Here is a 21,455-nt window from a genome sequence, read left to right as displayed (position 1 = left end):
AAGCCAGCATATTGCTGGCTTTTTTGTATTTTAACCTTTGCTGATAACATCACTTGGCATAACTACGCTATTTATTTTAAATAGAATTTTTAATGCAGCGAGCAGCACCTTTTATACCACTGGTGTTAAGTTATTAGACATTTAAGTCAAATGGTTTTACTTCACAAAATCATTAAACTTTATTGCTGGTACGCCGATAAAACCCACTTATCACTAATAGCGCAATTAAATAACCTATTGCCCCACCACTTGATGACGATTCACTTTGCGCTTCTTGTACCGAGACTGTTAGCTCACTACTTATAACTTCATTGGTTTGACTGTCTGTGAGTACAAGCTTTACTGTATAACTACCTGCACCTTGGTAATTATGACTTGGGTTTTGCGTTGTACCTAGTGGGCTGCTATCGCCATAATCCCAGCTATACGTATAATTACCAGAACCACCTAATGGTGAGCTATTAAATTGTACCGTTAAGTTATTTGCCGTATGGCGTGTACTTAATTGCAGCGGTGCGTCAACACTCAAAGCATGCTGTTGGCTAACACTTATCCCTTGCGTATCAGTTACTATTAACGCGAGGGTGTAATCTCCAGAGTAGCTAAATTGGTAATCTAGGTTTTCAGTTTGCGATACGGGTTCACCATCTATAAGCCAACTCATGTTGTAAGGTGCTTCACCGCCAGTTACGATTGCTTGAGCAGATAAAGTCGCACCGTTTAACTGATACGTTAAATTTTCAATTTCTAGCGGCTTTGTGATGGTAATTTGTTTAGTTTGTGTTTGCGTAGTCGTCTCACCCGTTGCCGAAAAGTTAACGCTGTAGGTGCCGTAATCGGCATAGGTATGTGTAGGACGTAGCTCAGTACTCGATTGCCCATCACCAAAATCCCATAAAAATGTATCTGTGGGGGTTAACTTTAAACCGGCTACATTAAAGCTAACGGTTGCCTCGTTTACTGTTGTGGTTATTTGTTGTAGCGCATCATAGCTAAGCAAAAGCTCTGCTGTTTCACTTTCAGGGTGTTGGTTGACTATTTCAAAGTTAAACCCTTGGGGAGTAAGCACCACACCTGATTCAGCCTGCTGCGTAAAGCTGTAATCAAAATGATCATTAAACTCACTAATGGCAGCTAAGTCTTGATCGCCTAAACCTGCACTTTGCTGATATAAACTAAATGCAGCATCGCGTACTTGTATAGGTGTATCTGCAAGTGCGGTGCTACTTGTACCGCGATAAATTGGCTTTTGATCCGCATCAACCACTAAATTAAAACCACCCCCTGGGTGATCAGTTGTGTTGTTGTTATCAAATGCACTATTGCTATACCACAATAAAACTCCCGGTGAATATTGCTCTGCTTGTAAGCCGGCATCCACACCTCTGTGCGCACGTAGCTGTAAATAGTAGTGGGCTGGTTTAGCATAAATATAACTACTCACGCGGCTAAAACCATTTAACGCTAAGGTAGTACTTGGCTGCTCTGCGTTATTTTGCCAAATCACAGTATTGTTATGTGTTATTTTTAAATCATCGGCTACAAAACCATAATACTGTGTGTTTGTATCGGTAATATACTCAATACTTAATGTAATGGTTTGTCCTGCATATTGTGTTAAATCAAACTCATGCATTAAAAAACCATTAGGTTGCTGCGCATCTGCATGTAAAAACGAATCACCACTTATATACGGGCCTATATCGCCATAATAAGGATTTGTCTCGATTGTATAATTACCAGCTAAAGGAGTTTGATTTACCTTTACTTGTACAAGGTCATAATCGCGCTCAATACTGTAGTAAGCTAAAAAGCTAAGTGTCAGTGGTGTAGCCGCCTCAGGTAAGGTCACGGTTTGTGAGAGCGTGTGTGTTAGGTTGTTACCTGTACCAGAGTAAAATTGAAAATCACCCTCAACCGGGGTTTTAAATTTTTCTAGCTGCTGCGCAAGTGTCACTTTAATTTGGCTTTGCTGCTGAGAAAGTGAGCTAGTATAAACTAGCGACTGCTGAGGCTGGCTGTTCACTTCCTCCATGGTTAAATTAAGCTGGTTCACCCAATTGCCTTGGTATCTGTTTTGTAAATACTCAAGCGCCTGTGCACTAAACATAACGGGCTGTGAACCCCTAGGCCCACCAGCCCAGCTACCAGTAGACATTATTGACCAAGACGATACAGGCTCACCCACGGTATTTGACTGTAAGTCGTACTCATCTGCTAAACCTAAGTCGTGACCAAATTCATGCGCAACGACACCTATGCTGGCATCTATTGGATTTATCGTATAACCCGATAACTTAACGCTACTACCGGCAATACTGACAGGTTCACTGTTTTCATCAAATACGTAGTAGCGGTGAGACCAAATTGCATCAACGCCTAAATAGCCTCCACCGGATTCTTCACCAATACTGGAATGAAAAACCATAACATGGTCGATAATGCCGTTTGGCTCGTTGATAATGCCATCGCCGTCAATATCATCTAAATCTGTTAAATCATATTGCGTTAAATCAATATCAAATTGTGCAGTGGCTTTTTCGACTGCTTCCTTTATCAGTGCGGGGGCATTTATATCGCGTGTGTTACCTACGCGCTCACCATAGGTTTTAGCATTACTATCTGCCCTAACCCACCCATATACTTGCCCGCTAAAAGTTAAGCTAGCACCTGATGCGTCGTAATAATAATCGTATACGCTGCTAAGTGTTTCATTATTAGGGCCAATAAACCCACCCTCATTAAAAAGCAATTGTTGGTAATGCTCCTTTGTATAATTTTCGTAATACATGTCGGTATCATCATCAACTAGTTGATTGTCATCGTGCTTTAAATCAGGAAAATCAATTAAAATAGCCAGTACTTTGACCTCATTTAGCGCGTTGCTAGGGCTAGCCGTACTTGCATATTGCAGCTGCTTATAGGCTTGCTTAGCGCTTAAGCGGGCTTTCATGGTAGAAACAGGTTTTAACTGCGAAGGGTTAAGCCGTTCAGCATTCGCTAAGTAGCTTTCAACCGTTGGCTTGTTAGTGGTTTGTTGGGTATCAGCGCGTTTATTTAACCAATACTCTATTCTTTGTTTGTTAATAATACCTGGGTCATGCGCACTGGTATTTGCTGCGTTAAGATTTAGGCTGCAAAGAAATAAGCCAAGCCATATTATTTTTTTCACTGTATCTTCCCCAGATAAATTATTGCTCTATCATACCTAATATATGCATTAAGCACAGCGCTCAAATCACCTATTTACCCATTATGGTTACTCGGTAAAATTAGCATAATTTCTTCATATTTTTTATATAACTACAAATAGCGTGCAACTTTTTAGTATGAAAACAAATTAATTTGAAATTTTAATCCAAAACAGCCCTTTCAAGGTTGACATAAGCACGTAAAACCCTTAAAAATAACCCCATATAGAATTTTTAATCTAAAGCAGCATTTTGCTTTTTATAAAGTGACAATTATGAAAAAACAACTTCACCTTTTAATCGTACTCGTAGTGGTCTTAGTGATAAGCCCAGCGGGGATGTATTAAAAAGTGAAATTGCTTTTTAAAAACCCTCGCACTACGCGGGGGTTTTTTTATGCATAAACAGCGCACAGAGGAATGAGGATGAGCAAACAAGAATATAATGGTTCTGAACTAGTTGTTCAGGCATTAAAAGAGTTGAAGGTTAAGTATATATTTGGCTACCCAGGTGGTTCGGTTTTAGATTTATACGATGCACTTTTTCAACAAGAAGACATTGAACATATTTTAGTGCGTCACGAACAAGCCGCAACCCATATGGCTGACGGTTATGCCCGTGCTACTGGCGAAGTTGGTGTTGTACTTGCTACCTCAGGCCCTGGCGCAACTAACTGTATTACAGGTATTGCCACCGCTTATATGGATTCAATTCCGATGGTGGTATTATCGGGGCAAGTACCTACTAGCTTGATTGGTGACGATGCATTCCAAGAAACTGACATTGTTGGCTGTTCTCGCCCGGTTGTAAAACACAGTTTTAACTGCAGAAGCGCTGAAGAAATTCCGGCTATTTTGGCAAAAGCGTTTTACATTGCAAGTACTGGCCGCCCAGGACCCGTTGTTGTTGAGCTACCTAAAGATATGCTTAACCCTGCTATTAAGTTTGAGTACAACTTCCCTAAAACAACAGAGCTTAGAACCTACAGCCCGAATACAAAGGGCCACTCTAAACAAATTCGCAAAGCGGTTACCGCAATTTTAGAAGCTAAAAAACTGGTTATATACTCAGGCGGCGGTATTATTTTATCTAACACCTCTGAGCAATTAACCCGCTTAGTTGAATCGCTAAATGCACCTATCACTAATACATTAATGGGCTTAGGCGGTATTTCGGGTATTCACCCAAATTACGTGGGTATGCTGGGTATGCACGGTACGCTTGAAGCCAATAAAGCCATGGCAAATGCCGATGTAATTTTAGCACTGGGAGCACGTTTTGATGATCGTGTAACCAATAATGTTAAAAAGTTTTGCCCTAATGCAACCATCGTTCACGTTGATGTAGACCCGACCTCTATTTCTAAAACGATTAAAGCACATATTCCGGTTGTGGGCTGTTTAGCCACTGTGATGGAGCAACTGCAAACCGGCATAGATAAAAGTAGTATTCAAATTGATCGCAGTGCACAAGAAGATTGGTGGCGACAAATTATTAGCTGGCGCGAGCAAAAGTGCTTAAGCTACAACACCGATGGCGATAAAATAAAGCCTCAAGCTGTTATAGAAGCAGTGTATAAAGCCACTAATGGTGACGCATATGTAAGCTCTGATGTGGGACAGCACCAAATGTTTGCAGCGCAATATTATCCATTTAAAAACCCTCGCCAATGGATCAATTCAGGGGGCTTAGGCACCATGGGCTTTGGCTTACCAGCAGCTATGGGTGTTAAGCTTGCCTTTCCTGATAAAGAATCAGTGTGTGTAACCGGCGATGGCTCAATCCAAATGAATATTCAAGAGCTATCAACATGCTTACAGTACAACTTGGCTGTAAAAGTGGTTTCGCTAAATAACCGCTCATTAGGCATGGTACGCCAATGGCAAGATATGATTTACGGCGGTCGCCATTCATCTTCATATATGGATTCATTACCTGATTTTGTAAAACTTGTTGAAAGCTATGGCCATGTAGGCATAAAGGTAGATACTTTAGATGAGCTACAACCTGCTATAGATAAAGCCATGAGCATTAACGACCGTTTAGTATTTTTAGATATTAACGTTGATGAAAAAGAACATGTATACCCAATGCAAATTAAACTAGGTGGCATTGATGAGATGTGGTTACGTAAAGGAGTAAAAGCATAATGCGTCGTATATTATCTATTTTATTAGAAAACGAACCGGGAGCCTTATCTCGCATTGTTGGGCTTTTTTCACAGCGCGCCTACAACATAGATAGCTTAACAGTGGGCACTACTGATGATGAGTCACTGTCACGTATCACCATTACCACTATGGGTGATGATAGAATCGTTGAGCAAATTACCAAACAAGTTAATAAATTAGTTGATGTACTTAAAATTATTGATTTGACCGAAATGAGTCACATCGAACGTGAATTATTACTTGTTAAAGTATTTGCCCAAGACGAAACCACACGTGCAGCGGTTACACGCGTTGTAGATGTGTTCCAAGGTGCTATTTTAGATATGGGACGCCAAAGCTACAGCTTACAACTGGTAAGCAGCACAGACAAAATAGAATCGTTTTTAGACACCCTACGCCATGAAACCGACATTATTGAAGTGGTGCGCTCTGGTGCTGTAGGGATCGGCCGTGGTGATAAAGCATTAAAAGCGTAATTAATTAAAGCTTAAACGTTAAGCGTTTTATATTAAATCCCTGCTAAGCAATTAGCAGGGATTTTTTATGCTAAGCCTTGCCTTACAACGCCCTGCATTAATACCTAATTAGGCATGTGAGAATAAGCTTAGGTAAGCTCACTACTTTAATGCAGGCAAAAAAAAAAGAGCTAAATAGCTCTTTTTTAAAAAATTCTGTAAAGCGCCAATTAAGGGTTTACTTGGTCTTTAAGACCTTTACCTGCTTTAAAGCTTGGGATAGTTGCCGCTGCGATTTGGATCTCAGCACCCGTTTGTGGGTTACGGCCAGTACGTGCTGCACGTTCTTTAACTGAGAAAGTACCAAAACCTACTAATGCAACTGAATTACCTTCTTTTAAAGAAGAAGTTACAGCGCCAGTAAACGCGTCAAGTGCACGTGTAGCAGCAGCTTTAGAGATTTCTGCATCAGTAGCGATTTTTTCAACTAATTGAGCTTTATTCATTGTTAGATTCCTATTCGTTATTATTTTGCCTTCGCAAAACCTATCTTTATGCATTTTTAAGGAGTTAGCAACAGCAAATTGCATTTTTTGCTTAAATACTTCGAAAATGCGTAAAATTTTAATAATTCTCGGTAAAATACAGCGTGTTGGGTTAACTAAAACTTAATTTAAGTACACAAAAGGCACACTTTAAATAACACACTGCTCTATATTTTTTCGATAACTAAGGTCACTTCCCCAACCTCGACACCAAACTTAACAATAGACGTTCGGTTTATCAAGCGCGATTGTGTAACCAGGTACATCCAATCATCAAAATTTACCTCAAGCGTACTGCCGTCATAGGGTAAGGCCACATTGTAGTTCCAATGAAACACACTGCCTGCGCTTTTACCGGTTGCAATGCCAAACACATCATCAGCACGTCCCACTAAGCTATTATCGTCATTAAGGGTGACATACCAAATACGCTTTTGTGTTTCACCATCGTCATACACAAAGTCTTCCTCTATAACGCCCTCGTTCCCTTCCCAGCGCGCATTCATAGAGACAACAAGTTTACGTGTGAGTTCGCCTTTATAATCTTGCACAACGCCGTATGCTTTCAAATCGCCACTAAAAAACGCTTTAAAATCAAATTCTGGGTTGCTGCTATTGTAGTGCTCTACTTTTGGCGCGGAGCAGCTCACTAAAAATAATGCGGCCATTAAAATACATAGCTGTTTAAATTTATTTATATTGCGCATGTTAAATCCCTAATAATTGTTTTCTAAGTGCTGGCTCTGAGGTGTTTGGGCTTAGCCAAATAGCTAAAAACTGATTGGCAAATTGCGAGTCACTAATTTCACCTAACTTTTTATCATTATGATAAAAAGTAGCCTGACCGCTTGGTGATGTTTGTAAACTTAACGACTCGCCTTTTTTAATGTCTGGCCAAAGAGTGAGCAATTTATCAGCATACTTAGCAGATAAGTCACTTTTACCTAAATGCTGCCATTGCTCTTTAGTGGCTTTAACAATGTCTTTTGCTGCAAAGTCTCGCAAATAGGTGAGCGTAAATTTAACGGGGTGCGCCCCCTGTTTGTAACTCCCTGAGCGGGTATATAACGTTGCATCGTAAACATCCCAAAATAAATATTCCATGCGCGCCTCGCCCACTTTTTTAAAGTCAGTTTGCTCTTCGCTAAAGCTCAATGGGGTAAAAAAAGTAGCCATAATCATTGCGGCCGTTATTGCACATATTTTTGCGGTGAAATTCATACAAGCTCCTGTTATTGCTTGCTAAAATTTATAATCGCTTTAATTTTTTGGTTAATAATAAGAATTAATGTAAAGGCAGCAGCCCAAAGTGCGCCGTACAGAAGCCAAAACATCCACACAGGTGAATAAATACTAAGCACGCCAAATTGAGCGCCTGAATAATAACTAATTGGCGCAAAGGCTAAGCACACTAAATAGGCTTGCCAAAGTTTTAGAGTAGTAATAAACGCCATTGATGTGTTTAAGCAAAGCAATAATGCTGCCCATAGCAAGGCTAACCAAAGCGGAAAAGGGGATACTTTAAATTCCAAAAGGTTTAGCTGCACAGCAAGGTATTCACATAACAGCGCAATTGGTAAAGCTTTTACTAAAAGCAACGCGTCGAGCTTATGCTGCTTTGATAAAACAAACATAAGCACAACAATACCAGAGGTGTATAAAACAGATTGAGCTTCTAAAAACAGTGATAAAAACCACACTGTTTGAAAAAGCACAAAATTAATAATTAAGGGCAATTTCGTCATTTTGACTAGTAAAACGTGGTTTACGCGCCGTTAAATGAACGGTACTGGTTGCTCGCGTTCTAAAAGCGCCTTCGCAATAAGCAAAGTAAAATAACCATAATCTGTAAAAACGCTCATCAAACTTGTCACTGTCTAGGGTGTGCCAGTTATCAATAAAGCGTGTACGCCAATCGGCTAGTGTTCTAGCATAATGCGCGCCTATGTCGCTTACAGTATGAATAACCATATCGGTATTGTTCTTAATTTGCTCGCTCATCTCATTAATTGAAGGCAAACAACCACCGGGGAAAATATACTGCTGAATAAAGTCAGAGTTTTTTAAATAATGTTGATAACGTTGATCGCCAATAGTGATCGCTTGGATAAGCATTGCACCGTCTTCTTTAAGCAAGCTATTACATTGCTTAAAAAAGCTTGGTAGGTATTCATGCCCTACTGCTTCTATCATCTCTATTGATACAAGCTTGTCGTATTGCCCTTCTAATAAACGATAATCAAGCTTGAGCAAAGTTATATTATTTTCAAGTCCTAACTGTTTAACCTTGTTTTCAACATAGGCATATTGCTCATCAGAAATCGTTGTTGTGGTCACATGGCAGTTGTAATGTGTGGCCGCGTAAATAGCAAACGCCCCCCAGCCTGTGCCAATTTCAATAACTGAATCGCCTTCGTTTATCTCTACCTGCTCACAAATTTGTTTCAGCTTGTTTTGTTGAGCATCCTCAAGAGAGGCGTCTTTTGATGGATAAACAGCGCAGGAGTAGAGCATTTCCTCGCTTAAAAATGACTCGTATAAATCGTTACCTAAATCGTAATGTGCAACGATATTCTTTTTCGACCCAGATTCTGAGTTGCTGTTTTTGAGATGGTTAAAACGGTGGGCTAAGCCACTAAAAAACGAGAATTTTTTTTCAAAAGCATCTAGTTGTTTTTGGTTAATGGCAAAAATTTCGATAAGTTTGGTCAAGTTATCACACGACCATTGCCCAAGAACGTAAGACTCACCTGCACCCACACTGCCAGATAGCGCAAATGCTTTATACATGGCAGTGTCGTTAACGGTAATCGTGGTTTTTAAGTCTGAATGTTGTTGACCAAATACTGTTGAGCGACTGTTCTCAACTAACACTATTTGGCCTGTTTCAATACTTGCAAAGGCTTTGGTGACTAGCTTTTTATATAAGTTTGTAAACCAACCAGTTTGCTCTTGGCAGTTTATACTCGAGACTTTTTCCATCTTAAACCCTTTATAATTGTATCGCTACCCGCAACTAAGCTTGTTTAACTATACTAAGGTTTTCCTGAATGACCTAAAAAAGGAACCCTTTTAATAAACAACTTAAGTGCTTGCACATAAATACCTTTGAAAATAGACAAAGTCATCGCAGGAAATTTTTTTAATAATTTATTAACTTCTTGCTTCGTTAACTGACTTCGCTTTAATCGTAAAGACGCGTCGAATAACAACTCATCCCCACGTTTATTTTCTATATGAATTAATGTGTTATCGGCTGTATGTTGTACTTGCCAATGGTAGTCCATATCTAAATTCATAAAGGGTGATACGGAGAAAGCCTTCTTAAAGTTCACTTTTTTTTGTAAGGGCACCAAATAATAATGGCGCTCATTCCACGGCGTATTGCTTACCTCAGCCACCATATATTTAAAGTTATCGGTGCTATTACCGTAAAAGTAAAAATTTACAGGGCTGAAATAAATGCCCATACACCTAAGTTGGCCAAGCATATAAATATGCGAAAACGTCTCTTTAACGCCTAGTTTTTCTATTTGGCACTGTGCACGTTCAATAATACTTAATGGCTCTGAGTTTGGCAGTGTGTTTAAATAATCGGCTTGATTAAAACACAGTGCTTTAAACCCAAAAGTACCTAACATAGGGTGAATGTTATTAAGCAATAAAGGATTTTTTAAATCTACCCACATCATATAAAGCGGGTATTTAAACTGATGGTTTTTTACCGCAAAGCGCCTGTGCCTTACATCGCCTAAGTATACAGCGCTATTCAAATTCAACACCTAATTGCTTAGCCACATCTACCCCACTGCGAACACCATCTTCATGAAAACCGTTATACCAATAAGCACCACAAAAATAGCTATTATTTTGGCCATCAACAGTGTGCTTGAGTTTTTGTGCGGCTATGGATGCTTCGTTAAAAACAGGGTGATGATAAGTAAACTCACGTAATATATTTGCTTTGTTAATCCCTTCTAAGTGATTAAGGGTTACACAAAATTGTGTATCTGAGTCAATACCTTGCAGTATATTCATTTGGTATGTAACAACCGCTGCTTTGTCGGTGTTTTCGTTTAGTAAGTAATTCCAGCTAGCCCAGGCGGCTTTTCTATCTGGCAGTAAACTGGTATCTGTATGCAGTACTACCGAGTTTTCGGTATAAGGAATTGCACCTAATACAGCGTGTTCTTGCTCAGTAGCATCACCAAGTAATGCAAGAGCTTGATCTGAGTGACACGCAAATACCACTTTATCAAATTCAGCTTGTTCGCCATTTTCAAGGGTAATAATTACTTTATTATCTACACGTGTAACCGTCTCAATGTCGGTATTTAGTTTTATCCGCTCTGCAAAACCTTTAATAAGCGGCTTAATGTATTGCTTAGACCCACCAGGGATTACATACCACTGCGGCCTGTTTGTAACATCAAGTAAGCCATGGTTGTAAAAAAAGTTTACAAAAAACTCAACCCCTACATTTTGCATCTCTTTGATGCTGGTTGACCAAATTGCCGCCCCCATAGGTAAAATGTAATGGTATTTAAAAAAGTCATTAAAGCCGTGCGTATCTAATAACTGACCCAGCGTTTGATCTTTAGGGTAGTTTTGCTCGCTGTGCATTGCTTTACATAATTTATTAAACTTAACTATATCGCTTAACAAGCGCCAAAACTTAGGCCTAAATATATTTCTTTTTTGAGCAAATAAGCTGGCAAAGGTGTGTCCGTTGTACTCAAAACCACTTGCTTGATTATGAACACTAAAGCTCATTTGTGTTTCTTGTCTGTCTACACCAATGCGCGCGAGTAGTTTTTTAAAGTACGGGTAAGTGCGGTCATTAAATACTATAAAGCCCGTGTCTATTGCGCGTTTAACCCCAGCATCAGATATCTCTACTGTCGCGGTATGACCACCAATGTAATCGTTTTTTTCAAATACGGTAATATCGTAATGCTTATGCAGTAAATGAGCACAGGTTAAACCCGATACGCCAGAACCTATTATTGCTATTTTTTTCAACGGGCTAATCCTTTTGCTAAACGTAACCAAAGTGGTAACGGTAAAATACGTAATGCTTTTAAAATAAGCGTAAACCGATAAGGAAAATGAACTTCTTTACGGCGTTTATTGATCCCCTTAATCATATAATCGGCGGCCTCTGTTGCAGTGACGGCCATAGGCATTGGGAAATCGTTTTTATCAGTAAGGGGGGTTTTAACAAAACCAGGGTGCACCAACGTAACATCAACATCGTTTAAGTCGATTGCTAAGCTTTTCGCTAAATAGCTTACTCCGGCTTTAGATGCGCCATAAGCCTCAGAGCGTGGCAGAGGTAAATACGTAACGCTTGAGCTAACAAGTACAAGTTGTCCGCCCGCACTAATTTTTGGTAATAGTGCCTCTAGGCAGTAGCCCATGGCCAGCAGGTTTACTGAAATAACTCGCTCAAACAAAGCGCTGTCAAAGTTACGGGCATCATCTACATACTCACAGTTACCAGCGTTAAGAATAACCTTATCAAAAGCACTAAACCCCAGGGTTGCTTGCTTTATGTCTTTGAGGTCTGTGGCATCAAACTGACACGCTTTAATATTGGTGTGTTTTTCAAGCTCAGCTAACTTTTCAAGGTTTCTGCCGCAAGCGATTACCGTGTTGCCTTGCTGAGCGTACTTTATTGCAAGCTGCTCGCCAATACCTGAGGTTGCACCTGTAATTAAAATATTCATCGCTACCCTGCTCGTTTATCTATGTAATTTATAACGCCACCTAAAATAGGAATATGCTTGTATAGCATCTCACCGACATTAAAATAGTCGCGGTGGTTAATAATTTTACCTTCTTTAAAAACCAGCTTACTGTGCCCTTCTACCGATATAGTTTTGCCAGAAGCCAGTTTTGGGTGGGCGTAATGCATAGTCCAATACAAAAATGCTTTGTCATCACGCTCGTAGGTGTCGCTAATATCAAACTGACAATGCTTAACATTACTATATAGATTAGAAAAATATCGGGTAAGCTCGCTTAGCCCGTGTATTTCGTGCATTGGGTCTTTAAATTTAATTTGCTCGCTGTAAATATCATTAAGCAAATGCAGGTTTGATTTATCGAGTTGTTGATATATTTCTACAAATTTTGCTACCGGTAATGCTGTTTCCATATCACCCCTTAAATGCAGCTATTGCACGCTCGCGAGCTGCTTTATGATCTACGATTGCCGGCCAGTAACATTGCTTATCAGCCCCTATTGACGCTAAATATGCATGAGGAAAATGAATATGTTTATCTGGCACTTTTTCAAGCTCCGGTAAATATTTACGTATAAATTTACCATTAGGATCAAAGCGCTCACTTTGAGTGATAGGATTAAATACGCGAAAATAAGGCTGCGCGTCACAGCCAGTGCTTGCAGCCCACTGCCAACCACCATTATTAGAGGCTAAATCGCCATCAATAAGGTGCTGCATGAAAAACTGCTCGCCTTCACGCCAATCAATTAATAAATGTTTGGTCAAAAAGCTGGCAACTACCATTCTTAAACGGTTATGCATCCAGCCGGTTTGAACTAACTGTCTCATCGCTGCATCAACGAGTGGGTAACCTGTTTTTCCCTCGCACCAGGCTTTAAACTCAGCCTCGTTTTTACGCCATTTAACGCTATTGTACTTTTCGTTAAAGTTATCACCACGAGAGAGCTTAGGAAATTGCGCAATTAAATGACGATAAAATTCGCGCCAAATAAGCTCGTTTACCCAAGTAAAAGTTTTACTTTTAGATGTTGTTAAAATATCTGGGTAGCGGTTTTGAATATTAACCAGTAACTGCTTAGGGCTTATAATACCCAGAGCTAAATAAGGGCTTAAACCCGATGTGCCTTTAATGCTGGGTATATCACGCTGTTCGTCGTAGCTACTTAATTTGTCGCAAATAAAATTATCAACAATGGTTGCTAAGCTTTCATCATCAACTGGCCATTTTTCTGAGCTGCCATCACTTTTAATTGCCTGTGCGTTGTTATTTATCGGCTGTTTTTTTAAAGGCCACGGTAATAAGCTAAAGTGAGTATCTTGGTGTTGTTTAAGCCACTGTTTTTTAAATGGCGTAAACACTTTGTACATTTCGTTACTTTGGTTTTTAACACTGCCTACAGGCGCTATTACATCTCCCTCATAGAGGGTAAACGTAATATTTTTATCATCACACTTTGCAAGTATTTGCGCATCACGATTTACTTCATTTAACTCATACTCTTTATTAGCAATTACATGTTCTACTTGATGTTTATCACAAAATGATAAAAGCGCACTTTCACAATCGTCAAAGTAAGGGGCGTCAAAAATATGCAGCTCTATTGCGTACTGTGCTAGCTGCTCGCGTATATAATTGAGGCGTCTTTTTAGTAAATCTATTTGAATGGGAGCGGCGTTGTGTTGTTGCCATTGCTTTTCGCAGATAAAAAAAATGGCCTGTTTAGCGCCATTATTTAGCGCTTCAATAAGCGCTTCGTTAGAAAAAAGGCGCAAATCGCGCCTAAACCAAAAAAGTGTATTCATTATATGCCGTAACGTAATTTTAGTTCATTAGGGTAAGGATTAAAAAACACCTGCTTTTCTAGGTATTCATTAGGGTGTACTTTCAGATGGTGTTTTAACAAAGTAAGCGGTACGTACAAAGGCACTAAACCTTGACGGTATTCGTCGATGGCATCGCGTAGCTCTTGCTTTTCAACCTTAGATAAGTCTTTTTTAAAGTAGCCCTGCAAGTGCATTAACGTGTTGCAGTTATTCCTGCGTGATGCAGGCTTTTTAAGGCCGTTCATTAACCCAAGAATGTACTCATCTGCTAAAGCGTTAATATCATCACCATTATAAGTACCAAGTAAATTACCTAAGTCGCGGTAAGCTTGATAATTATGAGCCATTAATAAGTACTTATATTGCGAATGAAACTGGGTAAGCTTATGCACTGTGAGCGGCTCAGAAGCTAATAACTGCCACTGTTTGTACGCGTACACGCGCATTACAAAGTTTTCGCGTAAATGCATGTCGTTTAAGCGGCCGTTTTCTTCACATGGCAGTAATGGATTGTGCTTCATTATTTGCTCAGCAAAAAAACCAACGCCTTCAGAGGTATTGCCGGTACCCGCCTCGTTATAAATTTTAATTCTTTCCATACCGCAGCTTGGGCTTTTCGCACAAAAAACAAAACCACTTAGGTTTTTAGCTTGCTCTGTGGCTACTTTTTTACCGTATTCAGTTAGCTTAGGCCCAACATCGCCAGTGCCATCTGGGCGACAAACTTTTATTGTATCGCCTACGCGTACTTGGCGTATGGTTGGCCTAGGAATAGGTAACCCTACGGCTACCTCTGGGCAAAAACGCGTGTACTCTACATGTTTTCCAAGTTCGTCCATACAAAAATTAGACTTTTTATGGCCTGTATCAAAACGTACTTTTTCGCCTGCTAAGCAGGCGCTAATACCTATTTTTATTGTGTCTGTTTGCATAAATTCTCTTAATAAATCAAGTTACCTATAGGATTAAGTAACTTACTGAGCCCTTTATTAAAATGTAGCGCACTACTGACGACTGTAAAGCATAAACAGCCATCTTTTGTAAGTGGGGTGTGCTGATGAGAGCCATCTTGCCAAATAAAGTCTCCTGGCACGTAACTGCCCTCTTCATCACTAAATTCACCATCAAGTAGCAATGTTACTTCAAAACCAGTATGAGTATGCTCGGGGATTTCGCCACCTGCGCCAATATGTAAAAGGCTTGAGCGCAATGGGCCATCATCAATAGCAACGCGAGAGCGAGCAAGCTTACCCACTTGCGTAAAACGCCCATGCGAAATGCGTGTTAAGGCGCGTGGTAATTCGTAGTTATGCTCATTAACTTGTACGGTTACCGGCTCAACTTCGTAAACTTCATCAATGCTAGCATCGGCGGTTATCAAATCTAGCAGGTCAGCGTCAAAATCTGGTACTTGTAAATCGTTACTTAAATTTAATGTATCAGGGGCGTGTGGCGGCTCGCTAAATACATCCTTTGCATTAGCAGCTTCAAGTTTTGCCACTTTTGCTTGGCAAACTGGGCACATATCAACGTGTATAGATACCGCAACGCTTAACGATGCAGGTAACTGCGCTGAACAATATTGTGCTAGTAAAGATTCACTAGGGTGATGTTTAATCATGCTGATCTCCCATTTCATTACGTAATTTTTGCAAGGCTAAACGCAATCGTGATTTTACCGTGCCTACAGGAATATTTAATTGTTGAGCAAGTTGCTCTTGCGACATATCTTGGAAATAAACGCCTCGGACTACCTCTCGTTGAGCGGTTGGTAGTTTGTCTAGGTAACGTTTAATTTGTTGATCTTCCAAGTGGTCGCTAAATTCAAGTGTTGTATCTTGAGATTCGTTAATAAGTGGCCAAATATCTTCGCTTATATTTTCTTCTTTATTACTTTTCATTTTACGAAGCATATCAAATGAGGCATTACGCATTACGGTATATACCCAGGTCGTCGCAGCCCCTTTATCGCTGTGATACAAATGCGCTTTACGCCACACTGAGGTTAATGTTTCTTGTACAAGCTCCATTGCTTGTGCCTCAGAGCCAAATTGCTTAATTCCAAAGCGTTTGATTTTTGGCGAAAAGTATTCAAATAAGTAAGCAAACGCTCTTTTGTCTCGCGAAGTAGCTACATCAAGCAGAGCTTGCATAAGCTCTGCACTTGGCGTTTCTGGCATGGCAGTATATTTACCTGTATTAGGTTCACAACGTGGTGAGGGTTGTTGACTTACCATAATAATTTATCCCGTGTATGCTTTTGTACATATCTATACGCCAAGCAATTAAACGCAGATCACATTATTTTAGGCAAATTCATTGTTAATCACAGTATGGAGGAAGTTTAGTAAGTTAGCAAAGTTACTTTCGAACGCAAGTTGCTGTTTTTTATCGATAGATATAGGTAATAGTTCAAGCCAGCGCGCAGCTACCCAAGCTAAATTATCAAACTTGGTTTGCCTATATAAACTAGAAAGCTCTTTATTGTTTAAAAATATGTCCTGCAAAGAATCAGACAAGCGTTGATTATCAGCCGAAATTTCACTATGGGAGTCATTGTACCAATACGGCGTATTGCAATCGCTTAATAAGCCATGGCGTAATTCACTTTCATCTTGGTAAACGTCATTTATTTGCACGCTTTTAGCAGCGTACACATCAATGAGTAGCATATTGCTAGGGTCTTGATCAAAGTCGATAATATCGACCAAACAGCCCTGAGCGCTAATATTAAATGGCGTGTCGTGCTGGTAGGTGCACAGTACAAAACCGACATTATTTTGTAGTGCGGTTTTTACCATGTTTAAATACCTAGGCTCAAATATACGCAAACGCGTATAGCCTTCTGGTAACACAAATATTGGTAATGGGAAAATCGCACGTTTCATAAAGTCTACTTCTTTAAATTACACTGCCTTTATTTACGTGCGCTTTTACTAAGTCGATCAGCTTACTCAAATCGAATTATTTACCTATAAATTAAAAGTTGATCCAACTTCCCATACTTTTTATTACTTGTACCATATAGTAAACACTAATCATGCTTACAACAGGCGCCAACATAAGTGCAAATAATCCTAATTCGTTACTCATCGTCTTATCCTTTTACACTTATTTAGCTTTAACTTGCGTAGTTTCCGGCATTGAAGACTGCGTGGTAACGTCAGCTTGTTCTTGCGCTTGATTTACAAATTGCTCAAGTACTGCCTGGGCATCAAAACTAAGGCTCTGCGAAATTGATTGTTCAAGCTCTGCCGTTGCTTGATTAATATAGCTTGTTACGTTTTGCGTTATAATATCAGTTACATCTAGGTCCACTTCACTAGCATGTACTTGCGAAGAACCTAATACTAATAAACTTGCCATAGCGATTTTAATTGAATGTTTCATAATGGTATTCCTTGTTGTGTATATTGTTTAGACGGAATAACATAATCAAGGGTTGTGCCAACAGAAAAATAAAAATTAAACCATTGATATTTAAAGACTATATCAAAATCCATATTGCAACGCAGTATTCAGGCTTGGTTAATTTAACTAACCTTTTTAATTTTTTGACTAACTATTAGTAAATATTTTTAGTTCACTATTTGCAGTTTAAAACAACGACTACCATTACTTTTTATTTTGCGTATCGGGTTTAACTTTTTTACCTAACCGATAAGCATCAACCATACTTAGTAACCAAATGACCACCATTAAAGGAAGATATTTATATTCCCCAAGCTGAGCACATTCACCTGATGGATTACGGGCGGCTTGTAAAATGCCTGAAGCCGTCATCGGAATTTTACCTGCTAAAATTTCATTTGCGCTACATTGCGCTATAGCCAAAATATCACCTAATGTCATAAACAAAAGTAGCGTGAATACACTTGCAAAAATACAGCCTATTAAACGCTTTTTAAGCGAAAAATGCCCTGCCCCAGGATACACAATGGCAGTAAGTAAAACGGCTTTGAGCTCTTTTTTCATGATAAACGTGCCTTAATTAATTGAGACTATACGACCACACTATACCCGATTAATTCCCTTTAAAATCAATAAAAGTACGGTGACTAATTTACAGTAACAATGCTGACATTGAAACATTGAGCGTACACCTGTACACTCAAGTTTAATTAATAAGTGGTAGGACTAGTATGACTATAGATGCACCCTATTCTCGCAAAGAAGAAAAACTCAATGTATTAAGCCATGCACTGGGAATATTTTTTGCTGTGTTTGTAATGTGGGATTTATTTAAACAAGCCACCAGCGTAAAAGCTTATATTAGCACCGCTGTATATGGGGCTAGTTTATTTGTATTGTTTTTATCATCCACACTTTATCACGCCAGTGTACAGCCAAAATTACGCGTTTTTTATAAAAAGTGCGATCACTGCGCTATTTACGTATTAATAGCAGGTACGTACACCCCATTTTTGTTGCTATCTCTTAATGGATGGTGGTCTTGGGGGACACTGAGCTTTATTTGGGCAGTCGCGCTTGGTGGCGTTGCTTATAAAGTGCTGGTTAAAAATGGTAATAAAAAAGTCTCCCTGGCTACCTACTTACTTATGGGCTGGTTTGCCCTTGCGATTGTATACCCACTTTATTTAAATATTGATGTAAAAGCACTGTACTGGTTACTGGCCGGTGGCATTTTTTATAGCTTAGGTACATTATTTTATAGCGCTAAAAGCACTCAATTTAGCCACGCAATTTGGCACCTCTTTGTAATAGCTGGGTGTGTGTGCCACTACATTTCAATTACTAATTACGTGTATTAATACATGTAATTAGTAATTTACTGCCACGCACATAGACCTCAATAATTTGGCTACCCTTTTATATAAAAGCGCGATAAAAGCGCGTTGTAGCTTAAGCGATATCACCTAAGCCTTAATTAAAAACGCTGTTATTTACGGCTTTGACTATCAGCCTATCACTGTCCTTACTCGCCTAATTAACTAGCTCGATAAACAGCGTGTAACATTTTCGGTACTCTTATCCATTTTTTACCCATTTTATTCACTTACTCTTTTCTTAGTTTAAAAATAAATGCATTAAAATAAGTGACATATCTTCATATTTTAAATGTAACGCTATGGCATATCTATTGCTCCTTCAATATAAATGGTCAGTAAAACCTTGGCCAAGCAAATACGTTAAAGGAGATACAAAGTGGGCGCATTACAAGCTGACTCTACAATTGAGGCAAGTGCTACATTAGTAAGTTGCTACTTATACTCAATATTTTACAACCACACTCACTTTTACGTCTATTCCCGCCAAGCAAAGAGGTAGGTAACTCGCATTGCTGCGTTATATGCCATTAAGCTCTTTGTGATACATGCAGTTAATCCAACTTAAACTTTACGTTAAAGGAGACGTTGATATGCAAACTAACCAATTTACGATGCAAGACCCTAGAAGCCAATATCAAATGGGACGAACCGAAAAAGACAGTGATCAACCAGACCCAGGCCTAGATGAAATTTTAAAACCTAAAGCAGATCACGGCGAAGATACCTATGTAGGTAGCGACAGATTAAAGGGTCGCAAGGCGTTGATCACCGGGGGAGACTCGGGCATTGGCAGAGCGGTTGCCATTGCATTTGCCAGAGAAGGTGCCGATGTGGTTATTAATTACTTAGCCAGCGAAGAAGCCGATGCGAAAGAAACACTCGATATATTAAAAGCTAGCGGTAGCAAAGCTTGGGGAATTGCAGGCGATATCTCTGATGAGAGTTTTTGTAACGACCTTGTGGCTCAAAGCGTTGAAAACTTAGGCTCAATCGACATATTAGTGAATAATGCGGGTAAACAACAGTTTGTTGCCGAGTTAGACGATTTATCTACCGAGCAATTTTGCCAAACATATGCAACAAATGTATTTGCTATGTTTTGGATAACAAAAGCGGCGGTAAAACATATGCCACCGGGCGCTAGTATTATTAATACAACCTCTATCCAATGTTATCAACCCTCTGCTGGGCTTCTTGATTACGCATCGACTAAGGGCGCAATTACAAGCTTTACTAAAAGTTTAGCAAAAATGGTGATTGATAAAGGCATTAGGGTTAATGGGGTTGCTCCAGGGCCAATTTGGACCCCGCTTCAACAAAGTGGCGGCCAACCGGCTAAAAAATTGCCTGAATTTGGTGATAACGTACCATTAGGCAGACCAGGTCAGCCTGCTGAACTAGCACCCACCTATGTATACTTAGCGTCGCAAGAGTCAAGTTACATTACCGCGGAAATAATGGGCGTGACAGGTGGGCAGCATCTACCTTAATCATACTGACTCACTCATATTAGTTAATCTTAGCTTATTAATTTTATAAAATAATAGCGGCGTATTTACGCCGCTATTTTTACCTAGCCTTTTTCAATTATACCTAAATAAGCCCCACTAAGTATTAGTGAGGCTCTGGTTAACAATACCTTAGAGACACACTAAAATCTGTGCTTACACAGCAGTATTTATACGCGCATAAATTAACGGCTTAAATAACTCAAGCCGATTAAGTGTTATCTTTTTTAGCACGTATACCGCGAATGAACTCTTCTAAATAAGGCGTAAATTCTAGCGCAAGTGCTATAAATAGTACCGTTGCCAAGTAAGTTATTGGTAAAGGAGAGCCTTTTAATTGAAGCGTAAAGTCAGGAGGAAAGCCGCCTGGAGTAAATAAAGCGGTAAATTGCTCCCAATGGCGCGCAATAATTAATACCAAAGCTAACAGGGGTATCATTTCTAAAAAACTGTGTATATGTTGCTCTATAGGCCCTACCCTTCGCTTACTTACTGCATAAGTTACATCCCACATTGCTGTAAGCTCATGCAGAAAAAACAACACAATACAAAGGGCAATAATCAAACTATTAACTTCAAAAATTAAAACGAGGATTAACGGAATGCCCACTTCGGCAAACATTAATAAATGAATAAATGACTCTTTAGCACCGCTGGTTGTAGAAATATTACTACGTCGATGACAAAACCAATCAGCAATACCAGCAGCAAGCCAAACAGGGATCACAAAGTACATTAAAATCAATAAAGTTGGGTCAGTCATAGTTTGTTAGTCCTTAATATTTGGTTTTAATAACCCTCATGCTTAAAACTAAACATTTACACTTCATCACCTTGATCATTCATCACTAGCGATGTGAAAAACCGTATTTTTCAAATAATTTATCAGTCACTTTTAAAATGGCTTGAGGATTACTTACGTTTTACCTTAATGTAAATGAGATACCATTTTTAAACGCGCCCTTGAGCCAACATTTGGTATGCTCAATATCTATTTACAACTAATAAGTAGTTCAAGTGTTATGCCAAATCTCGACGCTTAATTGATTTAATGCCGTTTTAGCTATAGGTAGGTGTGGAGGTGTTTTTTACTTTGCCGTATATATTTTTATTGTGTAAAAAATAGAAAATATATCGCTTTTCATTGTAAGTTTTTCATTCACAAAGCTAGGTAAGGGGGTTTTGTTAAAGGTAAAACTACAAGCTGAATAACCCTATTTT

General features: G+C 39.3%; 22 protein-coding genes. 4 read left to right on the top strand and 18 right to left on the bottom strand.

What is annotated here, in order from left to right; all coding sequences use genetic code 11:
- Positions 1-172: 172 nt before the first annotated feature.
- Positions 173-3,172: an immune inhibitor A domain-containing protein gene (locus MTF68_RS06405; protein ID WP_248462025.1), complete on the bottom strand. Its 3,000-nt coding sequence runs from the start codon at positions 3,170-3,172 to the stop codon at positions 173-175.
- Positions 3,173-3,616: 444 nt separating this feature from the next.
- Between MTF68_RS06405 and MTF68_RS06400 the strand changes: the two genes are divergently transcribed.
- Positions 3,617-5,341, top strand: a complete 1,725-nt coding sequence (locus MTF68_RS06400) for an acetolactate synthase 3 large subunit (protein WP_004586402.1) — start codon at positions 3,617-3,619, stop codon at positions 5,339-5,341.
- Positions 5,341-5,838 carry an acetolactate synthase small subunit gene (ilvN, locus tag MTF68_RS06395; RefSeq protein WP_004586403.1) on the top strand — a complete coding sequence of 166 codons (498 nt, stop codon included), beginning with the start codon at positions 5,341-5,343 and terminating at the stop codon, positions 5,836-5,838. Before MTF68_RS06400 ends, ilvN begins: the two co-directional genes overlap by 1 nt.
- Positions 5,839-6,047: 209 nt before the next feature.
- On the opposite strand, the gene MTF68_RS06390 is transcribed toward ilvN, so the two are convergent.
- From MTF68_RS06390 to MTF68_RS06315, 16 genes are all read right to left on the bottom strand, one after another.
- Complete coding sequence (locus MTF68_RS06390) at positions 6,048-6,323, bottom strand: HU family DNA-binding protein (RefSeq protein WP_004586404.1); 276 nt, start codon at positions 6,321-6,323, stop codon at positions 6,048-6,050.
- A gap of 206 nt (positions 6,324-6,529) precedes the next feature.
- Positions 6,530-7,069 carry a DUF3833 domain-containing protein gene (locus MTF68_RS06385; protein ID WP_248462024.1) on the bottom strand — a complete coding sequence of 180 codons (540 nt, stop codon included), beginning with the start codon at positions 7,067-7,069 and terminating at the stop codon, positions 6,530-6,532.
- A gap of 1 nt (position 7,070) precedes the next feature.
- Positions 7,071-7,544, bottom strand: coding sequence for a chalcone isomerase family protein (locus MTF68_RS06380; protein ID WP_248462128.1), 474 nt, complete (start codon positions 7,542-7,544; stop codon positions 7,071-7,073).
- A 50-nt stretch (positions 7,545-7,594) separates the two neighbouring features.
- Entirely contained in the window at positions 7,595-8,107 is a 513-nt protein-coding gene (locus tag MTF68_RS06375) for a DUF2878 domain-containing protein (RefSeq protein WP_248462023.1), read from the bottom strand.
- Positions 8,082-9,344, bottom strand: a complete 1,263-nt coding sequence (locus MTF68_RS06370) for a cyclopropane-fatty-acyl-phospholipid synthase family protein (protein WP_248462022.1) — start codon at positions 9,342-9,344, stop codon at positions 8,082-8,084. Before MTF68_RS06370 ends, MTF68_RS06375 begins: the two co-directional genes overlap by 26 nt.
- Positions 9,345-9,397: 53 nt before the next feature.
- Positions 9,398-10,135, bottom strand: coding sequence for a DUF1365 domain-containing protein (locus tag MTF68_RS06365; protein WP_248462021.1), 738 nt, complete (start codon positions 10,133-10,135; stop codon positions 9,398-9,400).
- Positions 10,128-11,384 carry an FAD-dependent oxidoreductase gene (locus tag MTF68_RS06360; RefSeq protein ID WP_248462020.1) on the bottom strand — a complete coding sequence of 419 codons (1,257 nt, stop codon included), beginning with the start codon at positions 11,382-11,384 and terminating at the stop codon, positions 10,128-10,130. Before MTF68_RS06360 ends, MTF68_RS06365 begins: the two co-directional genes overlap by 8 nt.
- On the bottom strand, positions 11,381-12,091 hold the full coding sequence (locus MTF68_RS06355) for an SDR family NAD(P)-dependent oxidoreductase (protein ID WP_004586411.1): 711 nt from the start codon (positions 12,089-12,091) through the stop codon (positions 11,381-11,383). The genes MTF68_RS06360 and MTF68_RS06355 overlap by 4 nt, the downstream gene beginning before the upstream one ends.
- 2 nt (positions 12,092-12,093) lie before the next feature.
- Positions 12,094-12,522 carry a nuclear transport factor 2 family protein gene (locus tag MTF68_RS06350; protein WP_024031753.1) on the bottom strand — a complete coding sequence of 143 codons (429 nt, stop codon included), beginning with the start codon at positions 12,520-12,522 and terminating at the stop codon, positions 12,094-12,096.
- A 1-nt stretch (position 12,523) separates the two neighbouring features.
- Complete coding sequence (gene phrB, locus MTF68_RS06345; RefSeq protein WP_248462019.1) at positions 12,524-13,915, bottom strand: deoxyribodipyrimidine photo-lyase; 1,392 nt, start codon at positions 13,913-13,915, stop codon at positions 12,524-12,526.
- Complete coding sequence (locus tag MTF68_RS06340) at positions 13,915-14,868, bottom strand: DUF523 and DUF1722 domain-containing protein (RefSeq protein WP_055254114.1); 954 nt, start codon at positions 14,866-14,868, stop codon at positions 13,915-13,917. The genes phrB and MTF68_RS06340 overlap by 1 nt, the downstream gene beginning before the upstream one ends.
- 8 nt (positions 14,869-14,876) lie before the next feature.
- The gene (locus MTF68_RS06335; RefSeq protein ID WP_096042970.1) at positions 14,877-15,557 is read right to left on the bottom strand and encodes a ChrR family anti-sigma-E factor; all 681 of its coding nucleotides are present in this window, start codon (positions 15,555-15,557) and stop codon (positions 14,877-14,879) included.
- Positions 15,550-16,173, bottom strand: a complete 624-nt coding sequence (locus MTF68_RS06330) for a sigma-70 family RNA polymerase sigma factor (protein ID WP_004586416.1) — start codon at positions 16,171-16,173, stop codon at positions 15,550-15,552. Before MTF68_RS06330 ends, MTF68_RS06335 begins: the two co-directional genes overlap by 8 nt.
- 69 nt (positions 16,174-16,242) lie before the next feature.
- Positions 16,243-16,824 carry an LON peptidase substrate-binding domain-containing protein gene (locus MTF68_RS06325; protein ID WP_004586417.1) on the bottom strand — a complete coding sequence of 194 codons (582 nt, stop codon included), beginning with the start codon at positions 16,822-16,824 and terminating at the stop codon, positions 16,243-16,245.
- A gap of 223 nt (positions 16,825-17,047) precedes the next feature.
- The gene (locus MTF68_RS06320) at positions 17,048-17,326 is read right to left on the bottom strand and encodes a hypothetical protein (RefSeq protein WP_096042969.1); all 279 of its coding nucleotides are present in this window, start codon (positions 17,324-17,326) and stop codon (positions 17,048-17,050) included.
- 225 nt (positions 17,327-17,551) lie between these two features.
- A complete protein-coding gene (locus MTF68_RS06315; RefSeq protein WP_096042968.1) occupies positions 17,552-17,911 on the bottom strand; it encodes a hypothetical protein in 360 nt (119 codons plus the stop codon).
- A 167-nt stretch (positions 17,912-18,078) separates the two neighbouring features.
- On the opposite strand from MTF68_RS06315, the gene MTF68_RS06310 reads away from it, so the two are divergent.
- Positions 18,079-18,708, top strand: coding sequence for a hemolysin III family protein (locus MTF68_RS06310; RefSeq protein ID WP_248462018.1), 630 nt, complete (start codon positions 18,079-18,081; stop codon positions 18,706-18,708).
- A gap of 608 nt (positions 18,709-19,316) precedes the next feature.
- Complete coding sequence (locus tag MTF68_RS06305; protein WP_248462017.1) at positions 19,317-20,216, top strand: SDR family oxidoreductase; 900 nt, start codon at positions 19,317-19,319, stop codon at positions 20,214-20,216.
- A gap of 229 nt (positions 20,217-20,445) precedes the next feature.
- On the opposite strand, the gene MTF68_RS06300 is transcribed toward MTF68_RS06305, so the two are convergent.
- A complete protein-coding gene (locus MTF68_RS06300) occupies positions 20,446-20,997 on the bottom strand; it encodes a diguanylate cyclase (protein ID WP_248462016.1) in 552 nt (183 codons plus the stop codon).
- Positions 20,998-21,455: the final 458 nt, after the last annotated feature.

The organism is Pseudoalteromonas sp. 2CM37A, from assembly GCF_023161885.1.
GTDB lineage: Bacteria > Pseudomonadota > Gammaproteobacteria > Enterobacterales > Alteromonadaceae > Pseudoalteromonas > Pseudoalteromonas atlantica.
Note: the sequence above shows the minus strand (reverse complement) of the source record. Positions and strands in the feature narration are given on the sequence as shown.